General features: G+C 55.7%; 19 protein-coding genes, 1 pseudogene and 1 riboswitch. Of the genes and pseudogenes, 1 reads left to right on the plus strand and 19 read right to left on the minus strand.

Features of this window, described 5'->3' with window-relative positions:
* Positions 1–81 precede the first annotated feature (81 nt).
* Positions 82–471: a DoxX family protein gene (locus C230_RS0107135; RefSeq protein WP_018131343.1), complete on the plus strand. Its 390-nt coding sequence runs from the start codon at positions 82–84 to the stop codon at positions 469–471.
* Positions 472–718: 247 nt separating this feature from the next.
* Here the strand turns inward: C230_RS0107135 and C230_RS0107140 are convergent, their stop codons facing one another.
* The 19 genes and pseudogenes from C230_RS0107140 to C230_RS19730 all read right to left on the minus strand — a co-directional run bounded on the left by C230_RS0107140 (position 719) and on the right by C230_RS19730 (position 19,831).
* Positions 719–1,765, minus strand: a complete 1,047-nt coding sequence (locus C230_RS0107140) for a type IV pilus twitching motility protein PilT (RefSeq protein WP_018131344.1) — start codon at positions 1,763–1,765, stop codon at positions 719–721.
* Positions 1,766–1,854: 89 nt separating this feature from the next.
* A complete protein-coding gene (locus tag C230_RS0107145) occupies positions 1,855–3,516 on the minus strand; it encodes a GspE/PulE family protein (protein ID WP_018131345.1) in 1,662 nt (553 codons plus the stop codon).
* Positions 3,517–3,566: 50 nt separating this feature from the next.
* Entirely contained in the window at positions 3,567–4,406 is an 840-nt protein-coding gene (locus C230_RS0107150) for a hypothetical protein (protein ID WP_018131346.1), read from the minus strand.
* Between the two features lie 28 nt (positions 4,407–4,434).
* Positions 4,435–5,400 (minus strand): PilN domain-containing protein, encoded by a 966-nt coding sequence (locus C230_RS0107155; RefSeq protein WP_018131347.1) that lies wholly within the window; start codon positions 5,398–5,400, stop codon positions 4,435–4,437.
* A complete protein-coding gene (pilM, locus tag C230_RS0107160) occupies positions 5,390–6,505 on the minus strand; it encodes a pilus assembly protein PilM (RefSeq protein ID WP_018131348.1) in 1,116 nt (371 codons plus the stop codon). The genes C230_RS0107155 and pilM overlap by 11 nt, the downstream gene beginning before the upstream one ends.
* A 23-nt stretch (positions 6,506–6,528) precedes the next feature.
* Positions 6,529–7,743 (minus strand): hypothetical protein, encoded by a 1,215-nt coding sequence (locus C230_RS0107165; protein ID WP_018131349.1) that lies wholly within the window; start codon positions 7,741–7,743, stop codon positions 6,529–6,531.
* 33 nt (positions 7,744–7,776) lie between these two features.
* A complete protein-coding gene (locus C230_RS0107170; RefSeq protein ID WP_018131350.1) occupies positions 7,777–8,274 on the minus strand; it encodes a PilW family protein in 498 nt (165 codons plus the stop codon).
* 13 nt (positions 8,275–8,287) lie between these two features.
* The gene (locus tag C230_RS0107175; protein WP_018131351.1) at positions 8,288–8,776 is read right to left on the minus strand and encodes a type IV pilus modification PilV family protein; all 489 of its coding nucleotides are present in this window, start codon (positions 8,774–8,776) and stop codon (positions 8,288–8,290) included.
* Positions 8,777–8,902: 126 nt separating this feature from the next.
* Positions 8,903–9,676 carry a prepilin peptidase gene (locus C230_RS0107180; protein ID WP_026174193.1) on the minus strand — a complete coding sequence of 258 codons (774 nt, stop codon included), beginning with the start codon at positions 9,674–9,676 and terminating at the stop codon, positions 8,903–8,905.
* Positions 9,677–9,772: 96 nt separating this feature from the next.
* The gene (locus tag C230_RS21285; protein WP_018131353.1) at positions 9,773–10,243 is read right to left on the minus strand and encodes a competence type IV pilus major pilin ComGC; all 471 of its coding nucleotides are present in this window, start codon (positions 10,241–10,243) and stop codon (positions 9,773–9,775) included.
* 68 nt (positions 10,244–10,311) lie between these two features.
* Positions 10,312–11,535 (minus strand): type II secretion system F family protein, encoded by a 1,224-nt coding sequence (locus tag C230_RS0107190; protein ID WP_018131354.1) that lies wholly within the window; start codon positions 11,533–11,535, stop codon positions 10,312–10,314.
* Positions 11,536–11,766: 231 nt separating this feature from the next.
* Entirely contained in the window at positions 11,767–15,231 is a 3,465-nt protein-coding gene (gene metH, locus C230_RS0107195; protein WP_018131355.1) for a methionine synthase, read from the minus strand.
* A 156-nt stretch (positions 15,232–15,387) separates the two neighbouring features.
* Positions 15,388–15,489, minus strand: a riboswitch (SAM riboswitch).
* Positions 15,490–15,820: 331 nt separating this feature from the next.
* Positions 15,821–16,024, minus strand: a pseudogene (locus C230_RS0107200) (ectoine/hydroxyectoine ABC transporter ATP-binding protein EhuA); the annotation flags it as partial.
* A 66-nt stretch (positions 16,025–16,090) separates the two neighbouring features.
* Positions 16,091–16,876, minus strand: coding sequence for an enoyl-CoA hydratase/isomerase family protein (locus C230_RS0107205; RefSeq protein ID WP_018131357.1), 786 nt, complete (start codon positions 16,874–16,876; stop codon positions 16,091–16,093).
* Between the two features lie 300 nt (positions 16,877–17,176).
* The gene (locus tag C230_RS19725) at positions 17,177–17,554 is read right to left on the minus strand and encodes a DUF3054 domain-containing protein (RefSeq protein WP_018131358.1); all 378 of its coding nucleotides are present in this window, start codon (positions 17,552–17,554) and stop codon (positions 17,177–17,179) included.
* 94 nt (positions 17,555–17,648) lie between these two features.
* Complete coding sequence (locus C230_RS0107215) at positions 17,649–17,846, minus strand: hypothetical protein (RefSeq protein ID WP_018131359.1); 198 nt, start codon at positions 17,844–17,846, stop codon at positions 17,649–17,651.
* 72 nt (positions 17,847–17,918) lie between these two features.
* Positions 17,919–19,097 carry an aminotransferase class I/II-fold pyridoxal phosphate-dependent enzyme gene (locus C230_RS0107220; protein WP_018131360.1) on the minus strand — a complete coding sequence of 393 codons (1,179 nt, stop codon included), beginning with the start codon at positions 19,095–19,097 and terminating at the stop codon, positions 17,919–17,921.
* 163 nt (positions 19,098–19,260) lie between these two features.
* Positions 19,261–19,554: an Mpo1-like protein gene (locus tag C230_RS0107225; protein ID WP_018131361.1), complete on the minus strand. Its 294-nt coding sequence runs from the start codon at positions 19,552–19,554 to the stop codon at positions 19,261–19,263.
* A gap of 43 nt (positions 19,555–19,597) precedes the next feature.
* Positions 19,598–19,831 carry a GNAT family N-acetyltransferase gene (locus C230_RS19730; RefSeq protein WP_322786190.1) on the minus strand — a complete coding sequence of 78 codons (234 nt, stop codon included), beginning with the start codon at positions 19,829–19,831 and terminating at the stop codon, positions 19,598–19,600.
* Between the last annotated feature and the right edge of the window lie 282 nt (positions 19,832–20,113).

A 20,113-nucleotide genomic window follows, 5' to 3' on the forward strand; every position in this document is an offset into this window, starting at 1 on the left:
GCATATAATTCTAACGTATAGTAATATGCTAACATAAAGTTAGTTATTAATGATCATAATACCAAAAGGAGAGGATTTTGCATGAACGCAGGTTTGTTGGTTATCCGCTTGGTTGTAGGGCTTTTGTTCGCCGGGCACGGTTCCCAGAAATTGTTTGGCTGGTTTGGCGGGTATGGCGTGAAAGGCACCGCCGGCTGGATGGAATCGATCGGCATCAAACCGGGAGTGCCGATGGTGATTCTGGCAGGTCTGGCAGAACTGGTGGGCGGATTGCTGTTCGCAGCTGGACTGTGGCTGCCGGTAGCCGCAGTTCTCCTGATCGGCACCATGCTGGTTGCGATTCTGAAAGTCCATGCCGCAAACGGTCTCTGGGTCGACAAAGGCGGCATCGAATATCCGCTGGTTCTGATTGCGGTGGTCCTTGGTGTGGCTCTGATCGGCGCCGGAGAATATACGTTGCCGCTGTTCTGAAGCAACGATCGACACCCTCGTACGGAAGTGCGGGGTTTTCTTGTAGAGTCACCGTGCCGGCAGCTCCCGTCCGTAACAAAAAACAGGAACATGCGCTGAACCGCTCCTGATTCCAACCGCATGTTCCTGTTTCTCTTCAGACTCTCCGCCGCTCCGCGGCCTGACGGGTTTGCTGAACCTTTTTTCTCCACCTTACACAATTCTATCGCATAATACAATATTAAAAATAAAAAGGTATATCCTAGAATTAAATGACCGATTGACGCAACTCCAGCAGAAGTGATTCACAATCACGGGCGTCGACTTTTCCTTCCTGAATCAGCCGGTTGATCGCCTGCTCCATCGTTTGCATGCCGTAGCGGGCTCCCGTTTGCAGGATGTTTTTGATCTGATGCACCTTTTCCGTGCGGATCAGGTTGGCGATCGCCGGGATATTGACCAGCACCTCGACGGCGGCCACGCGGCCGGTTCCATTTTTTTGCGGCAACAGCTTTTGCGCGTAGATGGCCACCAGCACGCTCGCCAACTGAAAGCGAATCTGCGTCTGCTGATTGGGCGGGAACGCATCGATAATCCGGTCGATCGTTTGCGGCGCATCCGGCGTGTGTAACGTGGCCAGCACCAGATGGCCCGTCTCCGCCGCCGTGATCGCCGTCGCGATCGTCTCCCGGTCGCGCATCTCGCCGATCAGGATCACATCCGGATCCTCCCGCAGGGCGGCCCGCAAGCCGGTCGCAAAATTGGCCGTGTCAAGCCCGATCTCCCGCTGTACGACGATACTTTTGCGGTGCGGATGCAAAAACTCGATCGGGTCTTCCAGCGTGATGATATGCCGTTCCATCGTGTGGTTGATCTGGTTGATCATCGCGGCCAGCGTGGTCGATTTACCGCTGCCGGTCGGTCCTGTGACAAGAATCAGCCCGTGCGGCTTTTTGATGATCTCCTCGGTGATCGACGGCAGGCCGAGCGAGTCGATCGACGGCAGGCCGAATGTGATCGTTCGCAAAGCCAATGAAACGGTGCCACGTTGCCGGAACACGTTCACCCGAAACCGCGCCAGCCCGGCAATCGAATAGGAACAGTCGTACTCCCCCGCTTGTTCGAAACTGCGCCACGCTTCCTCACTCAGAAGCTGCCTTGCCAGATCCTCACACTCCTCAACCGTCAGCACCGGGTATTCCAGTGGGACCAGCCGGCCGTTGATTCGCAGGTACGGCGGAATGCCGACCGAAATATGCAGGTCGGAAGCTCCCCGCTCGACCGTTTCCCGCAACAGTTCCTCTATTCTTGCCATGCACATCCCTACTTTCCGTTGAGAATCTAGGCCCTTGCCGACGTTGTGATCTTGACGCCGCTCAATGTACCATCCCGCTTTCCGACGTCTTAGGCCCCTCCCTGGATGGCGACCCGGAAGACCTCTTCGACTGTGGTCATTCCCTGTACCGCCTTCTCCAAGCCGTCCTGCAACATACTATGGTATCCGCACTGTTCCGCCCACTCCCGATACGCCTGTACGGGATGCCGCTGGGAGACCATCGTTCGCACCGGCTCCTCAAACGGCAGCACCTCATGAATCGCCACTCTTCCGCGATAGCCTGTCCTGTTGCAGCCGCTGCATCCGTACCCGCGCCACAGCTTGTCCAAGCGAAAACCGTATTTTTCCAGAACCGCCGCCTCGTCCGGCAGTGGCCGATACGGTTTCCGACATTCCGAACAGATCTGGCGAACCAGCCGTTGGGCGACCACACCGCGCACAGTGGATGCGATCAAATAGGGCTCCAGCCCCATGTCCAGCAGACGCGTGATGGCGCTCGGCGCATCGTTTGTGTGCAGCGTCGAAAGCACCAGATGACCCGTCAAACCGGCGCGAAACGCGATCTCCGCCGTTTCCCTGTCGCGAATCTCGCCGACCATGATGATGTTCGGATCCTCGCGCAGGATCGAACGGAGCCCGACTGCGAACGTCAAACCGGTCGCCGGGTTGACCTGCACCTGGTTGACCCCGTCCAATTGATATTCGACCGGGTCCTCAATCGTGATCAGATTTTTCTGCTCTGTGTTCAGGTGATGCAAGGCCGCGTAAAGGGTCGAAGTCTTGCCGCTGCCGGTCGGTCCGGTGACCAGAACGATACCGTTTGGCGAGTTGATCATCTGCAGAAACGCCTGTTCATTGCGCTCAGAAAAGCCCAATTTTTCGATTCGGGTGATCGCATTCTTCAGATCGAGCAGGCGCAGGACCACCTTCTCGCCGAAAATCGTCGGCAAGGTGGCGACCCGCACGTCGATCGGCCGCCCCCGCACCTGCAATTGGATGCGGCCGTCCTGCGGCAGCCGCCGCTCTGCGATATTGAGGCTGGCCATGATTTTGATCCTGGCAGTCAACACCGGCTGCAGATGTTTGGGCAGACGCATCTGGGTGGACAGGAAACCGTCAATCCGAAACCGCACCACCACTCCTGTTCGCTGCGAATCAAAATGGATGTCGCTCGCCCGTTTGTCGACCGCCTGCTCGATCAATTGGTTGACCAGCCGCACGATCGGTGCGTCTTCGCCGCGCACGTGTTCCTCATCGATCTCTTCCGGCTGGATATCCATCAGCACCTCGCTGATCGACCGCTTCAAGCTGTAATATTGTTCAAACGCCCGCTGCATGCTGTCCCGCGTCGCGATCACCGGATCGATCTGCAAACCGGTAGTCATCTGGACGTCATCGATCGCAAAGTAATCCAGCGGATCGACCATCGCCAGCGTCAGCCGGTTGCCGCTTCGTTTCACAGGCAGCACTTGATACCGACGCGCCAGTTCCTCCGGCACCAGATCGATCACCGACCGTTCGATCTCATACCGGTCGATGTTGATATGCGGAATCCCAAGTTGGAACTCCATGACTTCAATCAGCTGTTCCTCGGTGAGCCATCCCCTTTGGGTCAAAATCTCGCCGAGCGGTTGGCGGGTCACTTTTTGTTCGGCCAACGCCTGTTCCAACTGATCCGCGGTTACCAGACCGAATTCCAGCAACAGGTCGCCAAGTCGTTTCCGGGCCATCCGACTGCCATCTCCTTACCCATAGGTTCAATGCAAGACTTGTATTTCCGTCACGGGGCGCCAAAAGCATTCCCGTTTCCGGCCGGTGCAATGGAAAACGGCCACTCCACCGAGGCAGCCGCTTTGGCATCCCACGGCGCCCGCGAATAGATCGTCAGTTTCAGTTGCAAATGTGCAAGCTTGGGTCCAGTACCCGGCGATCCGGCCGTTGTTGACGAAAAGTCCAGGTTATAGTCATTGATCCAGAGAAAACGGGGCATCTGCTGCAACCGGTCGACAAACGCCACCAGATCGGTTGGGTTCCCTTCCGCCTTCAGCGAGATTTCAAGCGAAGAGATGCCGACCAGTTCCGGTGGCGGACTGGTGCCAACGGCTGCACCCTGGCTTCCCAGCTGAGCATGCTGCTGCTGTCCCGTCTGCTGTCCCACTTGCTGCCCCCTCAGCTGAGCGGGTGTTCCGCCAGCCGAACTGCTTCCCTGCTTGTCCTGTTTCGGCTCTGCAGCCGTGCCCCCTTTTGCCTGCGATCCATCCGCCTTCGCCGATCCGCCGTTTTTTGTGAGCTGGTCGGCTTGCGGACCGCTCGGCGTCAGACTGGTGACCACCACCTTGTTGGCTTTCGCTGTATTCGTCAAGTCGGCCAAAAACAGGGCCATTTCCCAATCGTTCGGAATCGCCCGCCCCAACTTCAGCAGATCGGGCGGATTCACCTGCTGCACGACTTTTTGCCGCAGCCGCTGCACCTGTTGAGCGACCGCGTCTGCTTCCGTATCAGCCGCTGCGGCCTCCTTTGCTTTTTGCCAGGCGGCATATCCCAACAGACTGCCTGAGAGCAGCAGGACGGCGGACAGGGACAACGCGATTTTTTGAAGGAGTGTAAAAGTGGAAAACATCTGCCAGTTCCTTTCCTCCAACTCCGTGTTAGCGGGCGATGGTAACCTCGATCTCTACTTTGTAATTGCGTTGTACCGGTTGAACGTCGGACGTTTGCGGCGCACTCCCCCCGCTTTGCGGGCTGCCCGCACTGTTCACTCCGCCCTGCGGACCGACCTGCCCGCCTGCTCCGTCCTGCATGCTCCCGATTCCGCTTGCGCTGCCTGCGCCGCCTTGCACAGGCTGTGTACCGGGATTCCCCGACCCGCCTGCAGCGGGGTTCGGTTGCGGGACATATCCGCCGTCGCTGGAAGCGTGGGCGACCTCCGTATGCCAGGGAAGCAGCGAAAGCAGTTGGCCGATGATTCCACCGCCGGCAGATGAAGCAGCCTGGGCCAGTTGCCTGTGAGTCGGCGAGGTGTTTGCTGCATTCGGCGGCGGCGTCCATGCCTGTGATCCACTCTGTCTTCCCGGTTGGTGTAGCGACACGCTGCCAGACCTGGACGATTGCGCCGGGCTAGTACCCGCTGAATTCTGTATGCTCTCCTGTAGGATCACAGATTTGACGCTAACAGCCGCAACCCGCGAATTATGCTGCAGTGCGTACAGGTAGGTGGCGACCGACTCCATGTCGGGAAGTTCAGCTTGCACCTGATACAATCCGGTGCTGTCGTACTGAACGGCCGTCAGATAACTGCGGGGCGGCAGCAGCGACGAGAGCAGACGTACCTCATCCTCAAGCGGCGGTCGGCTGTCTGCCCATTTTTCCAGCGCTTGTGACTGCCGCTGCAATTCTTGCGCTTTTCCCACCTGTGCCGCTTTTTCCTGCAGCTTCGCCAGTTCTCCTTTATGACTGGTCAACGTCTGCTGTGCCTGTCGCTTTTCGCCGGCAAAGCTCCACCACTCACCGACCGCCACCAGATTGCCAAGCAACAACGCGCCTGCCGCGGCAGACAGTACGATCGTCCGGACGGTGACAGACGATGACTGGATGGGCAACAGATTAATCTGCATTCGAGACGAACCCCCTAAGCGCGGCGCCTGCTGCGGATAAACTGACCATTTGCGGCCGTCCGTCGGGCTGCCGAAGAACGGCTGGAATTTGCAGGTGCTCAACCGGCAGATCCAACTGGTTGTGCAGATTTTCCGCCAATCGTCGCGGATTCGGAACATCTCCCGCCAAAAACAGGGTCTCGACCGCCACATCTCTTTGCTTCAAGGAGTACTGTACGAATGAGATCGACCGTTGCAATTGAAAGCTTAAATCGCGTGAAAACGAATCCAGGCTGGCCGCCTGCCCGTCGTCGTCCAACGCGCGCCAACTGCTTTGGCCTGTCGGCCAAGTGCCGCTGCCGGCAACAGACAACCTCCGGCCGTCTGCTTCCTGCGACGCCGCCACCTCCTGCAGCGCCCCGTCCGCATATTGCTCGACATAGTCATCCGCTCTCAGATCCAGCGACCGGGTGGTGAGCAATCCCCCTTTTTGATAAACATGAACGTCCACCCGTTCCGCGCCAAACTCGATCGCGATCGCCGCCTTTTCCGGCAGCCTGTTGATCGCTTTGATCGCCCGCAGGATACTCATCCCTTTCACCTCGATCGCGGCCAGCCGAATCCCCGCTTCCCGAAAACCTCTGACCAAAGCATCAACCAAATCCCGCGGCGCGGCAACCAGCAGAATCCACGCCTGCTCAGGCTCCCCTTCTGCCGCATGCGAGTTGGCGGCCGCCTGGAAAGCAGGCGGATAATAAGCAAAATCGTAGATCGGGTCGGCAATCGGCAGCCGAATCTCATCCTGGATCTGAAACTGCAGCAGCGACTCCATCTGTTTTCGGTTGACGTTCGGCATCGCCAGCATCCGCAAAAAAGAGACGGGAGACGGCAGACTGACGGTCACCCCTTTTTTCGGGAGATCGTATGCATCGAACGCGTTTCTCAGTTCGGCAGCAAACCGTCCGACGTCAAGAACCCGCCCGTTCTCGTAGACGCCTTGGGCAAACGGGATCACCGTATGGGCCACCACATCGATGCCGCGGCCGCCGCGGACCTGCGCCACCTCGATCCGGTCTTCCTGGAGGCTGATGCCTACTCCTGTATGCCGTTGCAGTAAGAACCACATAGATTTGCTCCTTTAACCTGCTGTTACAATTTTTGGACACCGACGAACGAAACATTTGCCCCGTCCGATCCGGAACCGGAACCTGGTTTCAGGGATGCATTATTTTGCAGTGTGATGGTTTCCCCGACAATCAATTGGTTGTTAAAAATGCAGCCCGCATTGTTCCGAACAACCAAGGTATTGACGATGGCAGCTCCGCCAAGCGCATTGAGAGTCCCGTTGTTTCGGGTTTGTATCTGGCTGGCTGCCAGCCATCCAGAGACCGTTAGTTCACTCTGATTATCTTGTCGGATGTCGGAACTGACAGCCAGCTGGCCGGAAACGGTGCACATGCTGTTGTTTTCGATCACGAAATCTCCATTTTTGATGATCAAATCACCTTCCACGCGAACGTTGGAATTGTTGCCGAATGAGACAGTCTTTTCACTGATCAGGGTTCCTTGCATTGTTAATGACACATTGTCGGCAAGAACCACCTGATCAGCCATAATCACCAATCGTTTGCCATCCGACCGTTTGCATTGCCAGGTGGTGTTGTTCCGTAGCGAAATCGTCCCAACTCGGATCACGAGCGGATCGTATTTCAAGTTGGATTGAATGATGTTGTCCACAGCTTGCGGTGTCGTACACGACATGCAAGTTACATTCGGTGTATAGGCTGCTGAGCCAAGTCCCGTCGAAAGCTGATTTTGAGCGTACTGCCGAGTGTTTGGATCATATACGATCAAATCCTTGACATTGCCGGGAGGGTTGGGAAAACCGCCCGGTGGCACGATAATTTGGCTTACATTCTGCGCAAACAGCAGCTTGAACTGGATCGTGGAGACAACCGGCCCAGCCATGCCTTGCGCCTGCAAATAATAAATCCGTTGTCCGTTGCGAATTTCCGGATTGCTGGTTCCCGGCAGATCGGTCACCTGGTAGGAGCCATTGTCGGTTGTATCGGCAGACGAGCGGATCTGTCGGATCTGGTTGATCAGGTCCAATTCATTTGTCGCGTTTAACGGAAAGGGCGGTGACGTATCGGCCGTTTTTGCCGCTCGATAAATGATTTGCAAAGCCGCCTGGTACGCCGCATCCGCCAAAAAGCGGGCTTGCTGGCTTTGGCTGTTTTTCTTGGAGTGGAAAAAACCGTTGCTGCTCAAAAACAGCAAAGCGGGTGTCAGCACGGTCAACAAAACGACCAGCATCAACGCGATCGGCAGCACATGTCCATGCTCTCGTTTGTATTGCCCCATTCTCGTCTTCTTCACCCGCTTTGACCAGGATACTCAATGCACCACAGACGTGTGGTAACCCGCTGTCAAAATATATCTCTGCGTCTTTCCGGTATCGTCCACATAGGTCTGCCAGAACGTAAACACCAGATGATTCAACGAGTTGGCCGGAGACACCTGCGGCCGGTTTTCCCAACAGAAACCGACGCTGCCCAAAGCAACCCGGTTGCCACTCGTGTCTTGGACAACCACATCCCAAAGGGAAGGGTCGGCCGCATTCTGGGTCATCGTAAAAACGTTCCCCGTGTCAAGCTGGAAGTTAAACGAAGCTGCCGTCCAATCGGCATTGACCACCGTTGCTTCTTTTACTTTAGCGGACAGCGTATCGCTGATCAGCAAAACGGTTTGTTTCGCCGCATTGTAATTGGTTGTGCCATTTTGTTGCTTGAGCAAGGAAAGGACAAGCGTGAACAGAATTCCCAGCAACATCAGGCTGATCGTAAGCGAGGCCAATGTTTCCAGCAAAGTCAACCCTTTTTCCCGGTTCGGCACAAAAATACTACACCTACTTTTTAAAAATGGTCCAGAGCGATTCCTGTTTTTCCTGCATTCCAACTTTATATTTCACTTGCACCTTGACTTCCGTAAAGTGTGCATCCCTGTCAGTAACCGATATGTTGTACGACATGCCCGTATCAGCCCCGGACATGTAATACAGCGGCTGCCAGCCAGTAAAACTTCCAGGTTGCGGCATGTCAATCCGCTGGCTGATGCTCGCATTTTGGTCGACGCCTCCCGGCCCTTGTACGGTACTGGTCAGAATAAAGGAGGAGGCAACCCCACCGGCGCCTGGTTGCATAAACTCCAGCATGGCGGTCGCCAGCCCGATCGCCTGGCTTCGTTTCCCGCTGTACACGTCCGATTGCAACACTGTACTTTTTAACGTGAGGATCGGGATTAGCACAATGCCAAGCAGCGCTAACGCTGCCAACGCTTCCACCAGCGTGAACCCTGCCTGCTTACGCCGCTTCCCTTGCGTTCTGGCAAGCAACATCGCCATCCTCCAGAAACAGAATGTCTTGCCCCTATTTGCACCCGAATGACACAAGTCACACCAAGGCGACAAAGCCACGAAATCGGGCTGTCTCACAACACGTCGTTTTAAACATGCAGCACGCCGTTATACAAACAGATTTGCATACCATTGAACAAGCGGATCTCCCCACAGATAGGCGATCACCGCACCAAGACTGAGGAACGGTCCGAATGGGAGATGTCCGCCTTCCCGTAACTGGTTCGTCCACCGCAAAAAAAGTCCTGCCAGCAACCCACTAAAGGACGCGATAAATAAAGTAACCAAACTGCCAGCCAGCCCAACCGCCATACCGATGCCAGCCATCAGTTTGACATCGCCAAGACCCATCCCTTCTTTACCGAACAGATACGGACTCAGCCATGCAAGCAGCAGCAAAATTCCCGCTCCTAATGCACCACCAGCCAGATAGTTCCACCAAGCATGCCCCCCCGTAAAAGCGCGGGCAATCAGAGCAACCCCGAGCAACGGGTATGTCAGTACGTCAGGCAGGATTAATTCGTGCAAATCGATCACCGAAAGCACAACAAGAAAACTGACAAAGACAAGGCCAAAAACCGTTTCACCCGACCATCCGTACCGCCACCCGACCATGCCCCAGAGAATGCCCGTCACAGCTTCCACCACCGGATACTGCCAGTGGATCGAAGCCTGGCAATAACGGCATTTGCTCCGCAAGAACAGCCAGCTGAAAATCGGGACCAAATCAGCCGAGCGCAACCGCGTGTGACAGCGCGGGCAGCGGGAGGGCGGGTAGACAATCGATTCCCCCGCAGGCAAGCGTAAGGCCACCACGTTCAGGAAGGAGCCGATTGTGAGTCCGTATATCACTAGCAAAAAAACGAATAGTCCTGTTTGCATCGTATTGATGGCACTCACACTTTCGTACGCTATAGAAGTTTCACTATTTAGAGAAGTGCCCCCACCAGGGTGGAGGCACGAATAGCTTATGGGTTCTTAGTAGTTAATTTGAACGAACTGTTGGACTCCAGTACTGCTCAAAGTATGTGGGCTTGTAACTTTGATCGTTCCTGATGCGGATTGATTGGGCAATGTTACGGTAATGGTGTAAACAGCCGCATCCCATGGATCTTTTGGCTCTTCGGCCAAATAACCTTGATTCACGAGAACATTTTGTACAGTGTCGCCATTGGTATAATTCAGGGAACCAGCTTGACTGGGGTGATCCATGATATACCTTTGAGAGGCATTGAGAATCGTTCTTATGTTCGCCATATCTGTCTTGACCCGCGCGTCTTCAATTTGTTTGGTCACAGCAATGAATCCTACCCCACCAACGATCGACAGGATCACGACAACCGCCATCATCTCCACCAGCGTAAGACCTGCCTGGCGTTTGCGGCGCTTTTGTTCGAAGGGCAGTTCCGCTGTCACGTTTTGTGCCGTCTGCACCTTTGTTTTCCACATCTTGCTTCCTCTCCCTTTTCCCCATATGTTTTTTATTCCACTGCCCACCGGGATCGCACCATGGGCAGCTACTGCGCAAAGTTGATCATGGTAAACATCGGCAAATAAATCGACAAAATGATCAGGCCAACCACCACTGCCAGAAACAGAATCATCAACGGTTCCAGCAAAGCGTTCAAACGGGAAGAGAACTCAACCACTTCCAATTCGTAAAATCCGGCCAGATTTTCCATCAAACCGTCAAGTTCCCCCGTCTCCTCGCCGACCGCCACCATATGAGTCACCATTGCCGGAAACAGCAGCGGGTATTTTGCCAGCGTAACGGACAGCCGTTCGCCTTTCCGCAGGTTTTGCTGCGCTTCCGTCACCGCCTTGTCGAACAGCCGGTTACCGATGATTTTGCGGATTAGCTCAAGCTGGTCCAAAATCGGCACGGCGCTCGCTTCCAGCGTGGCGAAGGTGCGGGCGAAGCGGGCGATCACACCCTTTTGATACAGTTTTCCAAACACAGGCACGCGAAACTTGAGGGTATCCCAAAACAGGCGTCCCGTTTGCGTGCTGACCGCTCCGATGACGGCAAGCGCGATCACGATCACACCGGCGAGTGCCCAATACCATTGATGGACAAGAAAATGGCTGATACCCAGCGTGATCCTTGTGGGTAACGGAAGTTCCACGCCCTGTTGCGCAAACGTCGCAGCAAACGTGGGCACGACTGAAATGAGCAGGAAAATGCTGACCGCAATGGCGATCAAGAACACGATGCTTGGATAAATCAAAGCTGAAACGAGTTTTTGTGAGGTGACGCGCTGTCGTTCGAAAAAGTTCGCCATCCGGTCCAACATGGTTTCCAGTTGCCCGGCGTATTCCCCGGCCCCGACCATGTGGACAAACATCTCGGGAAACACGTTTTCGTGTTTGGCGAACGACTCCTGCAGCGACATTCCTTGCCGGACGTCCTGCTCGACTGCATGCAGCGCTTTCTTCAAAAGCCGGTTTTCCGTCTGTTCGGCCAACACCTGAAGCGATTGGGTAACGGAAACACCGGCGCGGATCAGAGTGGCAAACTGGCGGCAGAAAGGCGCAAATTCCTGCAGCTTCACGCGCCCGCCCGCAAGCAACCGAACGTTGATCTGCCGCTTGAGGCCAGCCTCGGCCCTCGGCGAAAGTTGCGTCGGAAACAGTCCCTGCTTGCGTAATTCGGCGGCAGCAGCTACCTGATCGGCGGCTTCTATGTATCCGCGCAAGTTCTTTCCGGCACGGTTGACAGCTCTGTAACGAAATTGAGCCACCGAAAGCCTATCCTCCCCCACTGCCAACTTCATCGATTGCAAAATGATTGCGCAATGATCGGTTTCCCCTAGTGTTAATTATACTCGATTGTCAAATGGAAGGAAATATAAAATTCGATAAAATTCGTCAACCCCGTTTGACTTTCCTAGTATCTGCCGACAAGTCTGCCACTAAAAAAGACAGAGTGCATCATGGCACTCTGTCTGCTGTGCGGCTTTGCTTCCCATGTTTTACTCAACATTAAAGTATCTCGCTTCCGGGTGGGCGAACACCATCGCTGAAACGGACGCTTCCGGGTCCATCATGCAGCCTTCCGTCAGATGCACACCGATATCTTCCGGTTGCATCAAGCGGAACAATTGCACCTGATCGTCCAGGTTCGGACAAGCCGGGTAGCCGAACGACACGCGAATCCCCTGATAGCGGGCGCCAAACCGCTCCTGCATCGTCATCTCCGGCGGATCGGGGAATCCCCACACATCGCGCATGATCTGGTGAATCCGCTCGGCGAACGCTTCCGCCAACTCCAACGCCAAAGCCTGAATCGCATGCGACCGCAGGTAATCGCCCCTGTCTTTCCATTCATTTGCCAGTTCTCGGACGCCTTTGCCTGCCGTCACGACCAGGAAGCCGACATAATCCATCACCCCGCTGTCCACCGGTTTCAGAAAATCGGCCAGGCAAAGGTACGGAGCCTGCTTCTGCCGCGGGAACGAGAACCTCTCGATCACCTTCGAATGATCCTGCGGATCATAGATCAGGATGTCGTTGCCCGCCGATTGCGCCGGAAAAAACCGGTACATTCCGTGTGCCCGGATGATTCCCTGCTCCTTCGCTTCCCGCATCAGCCGGTCGATCACGCCCATCAATTCGGCCGCTTTCGGATCCCCTTCCGCTAGCAACTGCTCGACGTTTCCTTTCACGCCCAGGTGCTTTCCCAACAGCATCCGCAGGTTCAAATACGGCTGCAGGAACGAGATCGGGTAATCGCGCAGCACATGCCGTTCAAAATCGGGCGGGACAAACACCGGTGCGTCCCGGTTGACATTCGACCGCCCGGCCGCCGGCGCTGCTTCCGCCCGGCCGTCCGTCCCGCCTTTGCCCGCTTCCATCACATACGATTGTTGGATGTCCCGCAACTCCTGAATCAACGCTTTCCGCTGCTCTTCATCGCTTAACCGGTTGGCCAGTTCCAGCCCGTCCATCGCATCTTTCGCGTACAGAACCAGCCCGTTGTACTCCGGCGCGATCCGCGTGTGCGTGAACTTACGGGTGAGAGCGGCGCCGCCGACCAGAATCGGCACATCAATGCCCGCTGCCCGCAGGTCCTGGGCGGTCGTTACCATCTGCTGCGCCGATTTGACCAACAGCCCGGACAGGCCGATCGCATCCGGCTTCTCCTTGCGATAGGCCTCGATCAACTGTTCAGGCGGTACCTTAATCCCCAGGTTGATCACCTGATAGCCGTTGTTCGACAGGATGATCTCGACCAGATTTTTGCCGATGTCATGCACGTCTCCCTTGACGGTCGCGAGCAAAATCTTCCCTTTGACGGCCGCCTCCGCCCGCTCCATGAACGGTTCCAGATAGGCGACCGCCGCTTTCATCACTTCCGCACTCTGCAGCACTTCCGCGACGATCAACTGGTTGTCGTTGAACAGCCTGCCAACTTCCTCCATCCCTTTCATCAGCGGGCCGTTGATGATCTCAAGCGGCGCATACCGGGTCAGCGCCTCGTTCAGATCGTCAATCAGGCCGTCCTTGCTGCCTTCCACCACATAGTTCGCCAACCGTTCTTCCAGGCTGAGGCTGGACACTTCCTTCACCTGGGCCGTCTTTTTCTCCCGGTAAAAAGCGGTGAATCGGGCAAGAGTCTCGTCATTCGTATGGAACAGCAGCTCTTCCGCCAGCCGCCGCTCCTCTTCCGGAATCGACGCATAGCGCTCCAGCTTTTCCGTGTTCACAATTGCATAGTCGAGACCCGCTTTCGTACAGTGATAGAGAAACACCGCGTTCAGCACTTCGCGACCGGCTGGCGGCAACCCGAACGATACGTTGGAGATCCCAAGGATCGTCGCACACTCCGGCAGTTCCCGCTTGATTAGGCGGATGCCCTCCACCGTTTCCGGGGCCGCTCCGATATACTGTTCATCGCCCGTGCCGACCGGAAACACAAGCGGATCAAAAATAATGTCTTGCGGATGGACGCCATATTTGTGGACCAACAGATCGTAGGATCGTTTGGCGATTTCCAGCTTTCGCTCGCGCGTCACCGCCATCCCCTGCTCATCGATCGTTCCGACCACCACCGCCGCCCCGTACCGGTTGATCAGCGGCGCCACCTCCGCGAACCGCTTTTCCCCGTCCTCCAGGTTGATCGAGTTGATGATCGCCTTCCCTTGCGAATGTTTCAATCCCAGTTCGATCACCCGCGCATCGGTCGAATCGATCATCAACGGCACTTTTATTTTTTTGACGACAAACGGCAGGAATTTTTCCATATCGCCGTACTCGTCCCGGTCCGGGTCGGCCAGGCAGATGTCGATGATATGCGCGCCTTTTTTTACCTGGGCCCGGGCGATTTCCGCCGCGTCCTCATACAATCCGCTGGCGATCAACGTCCGGAACTTCTTGGATCCGATGACATTGGTCCGTTCCCCCACCAACAGCGGGCGGTTGTCCGCCTCCAGATAGACGGTTTCGATTCCAGAGACAGCCGGCAGGTGGCCGCACGCCGGTTGCCGCGGCTTGTAGTCCTTCAACGCTTCCGCCAACGCCCGGATATGCTCCGGTGTCGTCCCGCAGCAGCCCCCCGCAATGTTCAGCCAACCGAGCTCAGCGAAACCGGCCATTTTTTTCGCCAGCGCTTGCGGCGATTCGTGGTAATGGCCGTTCTCATCCGGCAGCCCGGCATTCGGATAGCAACTGACCCCGCACTGCGCCAGTTCGGACAGGGTCCGCAAATGGTCGCGCATGAATTCCGGCCCAGTTGCGCAGTTCAGCCCGACGGTAATCGGCTTCAGGTGTTCGAGCGAGATGTAGAACGATTCGATATTCTGGCCTGCCAACGTGGTGCCCATCGGTTCGATCGTGCCGGACAGCATCAGGGGCAAGCGGACGCCCAGCTCCGCAAACGCTTTTTGAATCCCGATGCCGCCAGCTTTCACATTCAGCGTGTCCTGTGCCGTTTCCAAAAGCAGCACATCGACGCCGCCCTGAATCAGCGCTTTCGCCTGTTGGTAATAATTTTCCACCAATTTTTCAAACGTCGTGCCGCCCGTCACCGATAACGTCTTGGTGGTCGGTCCCATCGCTCCAGCTACGAAACGGGGCCATTCCGGCGTCGAGTATTTTTTTGCCGCCTCCACCGCCAGCCTTGCCGCCGCCCGGTTGATCTCGTCCGCCCGCTCCTCCAGGTTGTATTCGGCGAGCACCAGCCGGGTGGCACCGAACGTGTTGGTCTCGATAATATCCGCCCCGGCATCCAGATACTGCTCGTGAATGCGGCGGATCACATCCGGCCGCATGATGTTCAGGTACTCGTTGCACCCCTCGTACGCTTCCCCGCCAAAATCGGCCGCCGTCAGACCGGCCTGCTGAATCATCGTGCCCATCGCGCCGTCGAGAATCAGGATTTTTTTCTTCATTTGTTCCAATATCGGATGTTGCGACACCTTTCCCGTCTCGCTGCTCATGTTCGGTTCCCCTCTCCCCGTCAAATCCCAATCGTTCTCACCTGAAAAGGAAACTCGGCTAAAAGCGCCTGCATCCGTGCAGGCAACGCCGAGTTGATCGTCCATGATCAAAAGCCCTCTCCGGATCCGAGAGGGCTGAACGTTCACAGTTGGCTCCTCCTATCTTCCAGAACGCGTTCTGCTGGAATTAGCACCGTGTGCGCACACCGGTTGCTGTGGTTTCATCGGGCCAGATCCCTCCACCACTCTGGATAGAAGTTATGACAAATCGTTTTTCGATTTTTTATTAGTTTGCACTGAAACCGGTGGTTGTGTCAAGGGTGATCACCGGCTCTCATAGCTTGAGAAAGAACCATTTTTTCAATTTCAATAACCCCGTATCCACATTACTTATGATATCCTATCTACAAAAACAATTATACAGAATGTTTTATGTTTTTCAACTATATAATACACAAAAACTATTAATATAATCCCAATGAATTATAGAAAAACTTATTCACAGCGATTCCTCTAAGGCGTTTTCTGTGAGGAAGAACGATGGAATAAAAGTTATAGTATGTAGAAAGTGAATTCGTATGTCCATATTCACGCCCCGGTCGATAAACACGACCTTGTCGGCCGCTTCACGGGCGAAGTTCATCTCGTGGGCGACGACCACCATCGTCATCCCTTCCTGCGCCAGCTCTTTCATCACTTTCAGGACTTCGCCCACCAACTCCGGGTCGAGGGCGGAGGTCAGCTCGTCAAACAGCAACACGGCCGGTTCCATCGCCATCGCGCGTGCGATTCCCCCTCCTGCTGGCCGGTATTGCCATCAAAAAGAGGCATGCCGCCCGGCATGCCAGTGACCATGTTCCTATTTTCCGACAAAATTCGGTTTCCGCTTCTCGAAAAACGCGGTGACGCCTTCCCGGTGATCGGCCGTCTTGCCGCAGATCGTCTGCCCGGCCGCCTCCGCTTCCAGCATCGTCGCCAGATCGTTTTCGAAGCTCTTGTACATCGTCCGTTTGATCAGCCCGAGTGCCGTCGTCGGAGATTGGGCCAGCCGCTCCGCATACCGTTGCGTTTCCCCGGCAAACTCGCTGTCCGCCACCACCCGGTTAACCAGCCCGATCCGCAGCGCCTCCTCGGCGCCGATCGAATCGCCGAACATCGCCAATTCCATGGCGCGGCTGAGCCCGACGATCCGCGGCAGGAAGAAATGGCTGCCCGCGTCCGGCATCAGACCGATTTTTACAAACGCCATGGAAAACGTGGTGCTTGCCGCTGTGATCCGCAAATCGCAAGCCAGCGCCACTCCGAGTCCCGCACCGAACACGGGGCCGTGCAAAGCGCCGACAATCGGCTTTTCGAGCTCCGCCATCCGAAGCAGCAACCGGTTGTACGTCCGCTGCAGATAAGCCCCGTGGTCGAGCGAAGCCACATCTTCCGCGCTGACGCTTTTCAGATCCGCTCCCGAACTGAATCCTGGCCCGTTGCCGCGAAGCAGGATACAACGTACGTCCGCGTCCTCCGCCGCGCGGTTGAGCGCGTCAAACAGTTCTTCATGCATCTGCAGATTGAACGCATTGAACACTTCTGGCCGGTTGAGTGTGACAGTCGCCAATTGATTCGCTTTCTCAAACAAAACGGTCTCGTACATTTCGCTCTCCCCTCTCCTCTTGCGCCTATTGGTTTACAGTCTACGATCCTTCGTCCTACTTCCGGCACCATCTTCCGACCGGACGGTAGGCAATCCACCTTTTAACATGGCAGATCGCACCCACTTACATAATAATACGCTTTACCGTACTCTTGCAGTCCTCCGCTGAGGCAGGCAAGCGGGTCTCGAACACGCCATCAGGCGGCGCATTCGAGACTGGTCGATCCATGCGCTCGGCAACATGGAGTACAACACTACGAATTTTGGGTACCCACACAGGCAAGCCTTTTCTCCTACAAATTACGTGTTCAGCCACCTTGCCAGCCAGGTGAACAGGAACCGCCAGACAAACAGCAGCACAAACGTCGAGATCATTGCCACTACAAGAAACGGCACCTTAATCCCCTTTCCCAAAAAGAGTGCCCGCAGCGCCAAACCGGCCGGGATGGCGATTGCCCAAACGGGCAATGTCCGTTTGAACATCGCCGCAAACGTTTCGTAATGACGCATGTTGTACAGACCAAAAATGAGAGCAACCACACCCCACGCGATCATAAACGGAGCGGCCGTTTTCAGCGTTCCGCCCAGCGTGGTGAACGTCTTGTGTTCCGATTGCCCGATAAACGCAAACAGAATCAGCATCAGCAGGTCGCCGATCAGCAAAATCCACCGTTTCAACCATCATTCCTCCGTTCTCCACTCAACTTATTTTTGCTACGAGAATGATTGTACCACAAAACAAAAAAGAACCACCCGGCAATTCGGGTGGCAGTCACATCTCCTGCCGTTTCCGTTTCGCGATCGCTTTCAGTATGGCGATCAACACGCCGTAAACCGCGGTCGCCAGCAAGGCGACGAGAACCCCGCGCGGCGTGCGCAACGCCAGATACAGCAGCAGATGAAATACAAAAATCAGCGCCAGCCAAATCTCCATCCGGATCGTATCGATGAACCCCCAAAACGAATGCATCAACCGTTCACCTCCCATGCCGCAAAATCGACCGGGCCGCCGCCCAACCAGACCGCCGCCCGACTGGCCCGCTCAGGCCCACTTCCAGATCGCCTCGCACAACCGATCGATTCCCTTGACCACATTTTCGTAGGCGGTGGTCAACGACACCCGCACGTACCCCTCACCCGTCTCGCCAAACGCGGTACCGGGTGCCACCACCACCGAATACTCGTCCAGCAGCCGGTTGGCAAACTCAAGCGACGTCATTCCGCCGGGAACCGGCACCCAAAGATAGACGGCGCCTTGCGGTTTGTGAACATCCCAGTTGATCTGTTGGAACTTGCCGATCGCGTAATCCCGCCGCCGCTGGTACTCCCGCCGCATCTCGTCGCCGAACCGGCTGTGCCACACGTCGGTGAGCGCCGTTGCGCCAGCAAACTGAATCGGCGCGAACACGCCCGAGTTGATGTGACTTTGTACCACCAAAAGCGACTGGATCGCTTCCGCGTTCCCGACGGCAGCCCCCAGCCGCCAGCCCGCCATATTGAACGCTTTCGAAAACGTGAAAAATTCCACGCCGACCTGTTTCGCACCCTCATATTCCAGGAAACTGCGGGCACGTACCCCCTCGTATGTAATCTCGCAATAGGCGTTGTCGTAGCAGACGATCACCTGATTCTCCCGCGCAAACCGGATCGTATGTTCGATAAAATCGGCGGATGCCAACGCGCCGGTCGGGTTGTTCGGGTAATTGAGAAACAGCAATTTCGCCCGTTTCCGGATCTCCGCCGGAATCGCGCCGAGATCCGGCAGAAACCGATTTTCTTTCGTCAGCGGCATGCGGTACACCTGGCCGCCGGCAAAAAACACCCCGTCGTTGTAGGCCGGAAACGCCGGATCGGGCACCAGCCCGACATCCCCCTGCGAAATGTAGGCCAGCGAAATGTGAAACAGCCCTTCTTTCGAACCGATCAGGGCGAGCACCTCTTTTTCCGGATCGACCTCGACGCCGAACCGTTCCTTGTACCAGGCGGCGATTTTCTCCCGAAAAAACAGCGACCCACGAAACGCCGGATAATGGTGGTTTTCCGGATCGGCGGCCGTTTCCTGCAGCCGTTTCACCACTTCCGCCGGTGTCGGATGATCGGGATCCGCCTTGCCGAAATCGACGATGTCCGTTTTGCCGGCTTCCCGCATTTGATACACTTTCTCATCCAGTTGGGCAAAAATGTAGGGAGGCAGCCCGGCCAATTTTTCCGCTTTGCGCATCTGCATCCTCCTTCCCGGCTGTCACCACGCGGCCCAATCGCCCCCTTTCGGTGTGGGATACCGCCCCATAACACAGCCGGCAGCTGGCTGATGGGTAGTATTTCCTGAAAAACAAAGTGGCATGCCCATTTGAGCATGCCTCCTGCAATCGACAACAGCTGTGTCACTTTAAAGGTTTCCCGGTCACAAATCCCCAGAACCGTTTGACGATCCACCACGGGCCGACCAGCAGAAAAATGGGATTTTTCAGGAATGACGGCGGATTGCCTTCAAAGTAATGGCCGACAAACTGGAAGATCCAGCCGATGACAAACAGTGCGAGCGCCCACTGCCAGTTCCAGAAAAACAGCGGCAGCGAGACGACGATCAGCGGGATGCCGATTGCGTGTGTCAGCTTGTTCACCGGATGCTGATGATCCTGTTTGTAGCGCTCCAGGAAAGACAGTTTTTCTTGCACGGTTCCGCCTCCCTACAAGATATCAAAATATTCTATCAACAGGTTACCATTCGCCGTCCAGTTTGACAATATTCAACAACAGCACGCGGTGCTCCTCGTCGAAATACTCCCCGTTCGCCCGCAAGGCACGCGGTTCCCGTCCGAACACTTGAAATCCCAGGCTGTCGTACAGTTTCTTGGCAGTTTCGTTATGGGCGGTCACCGACAACACGATTTGCTCCAGGCCCTCCAAGCGGCTGGCCAGCCCAATCAGCGAGCGGAGCATCAGTTTTCCGATTCCTTAGTTGTGTCCGGTATTATGTGTAAAAAGGATCTGAAATAGGAAGAGTCATTTCAATCCTCTTTTTGGGAATCATGGAGTTTGTCTACAACAATATCCCAAGGAGGAATCGAAATGACTCACTTCCATCTTACCCTTTCCGCAGAAGAATTACACCAACTGCTTACAACACATGGCAAACTGGCTCCATCTCTCATGCAGTCGTTTTTGAACCAACTCTTACAGAAGCAAGCATCGGAGCAGATCCAAGCGGAACCCTACGAGCGAACCCATGAACGC

Origin of the sequence: Effusibacillus pohliae DSM 22757 (assembly GCF_000376225.1) — a bacterium.
Taxonomy (GTDB): domain Bacteria; phylum Bacillota; class Bacilli; order Tumebacillales; family Effusibacillaceae; genus Effusibacillus; species Effusibacillus pohliae.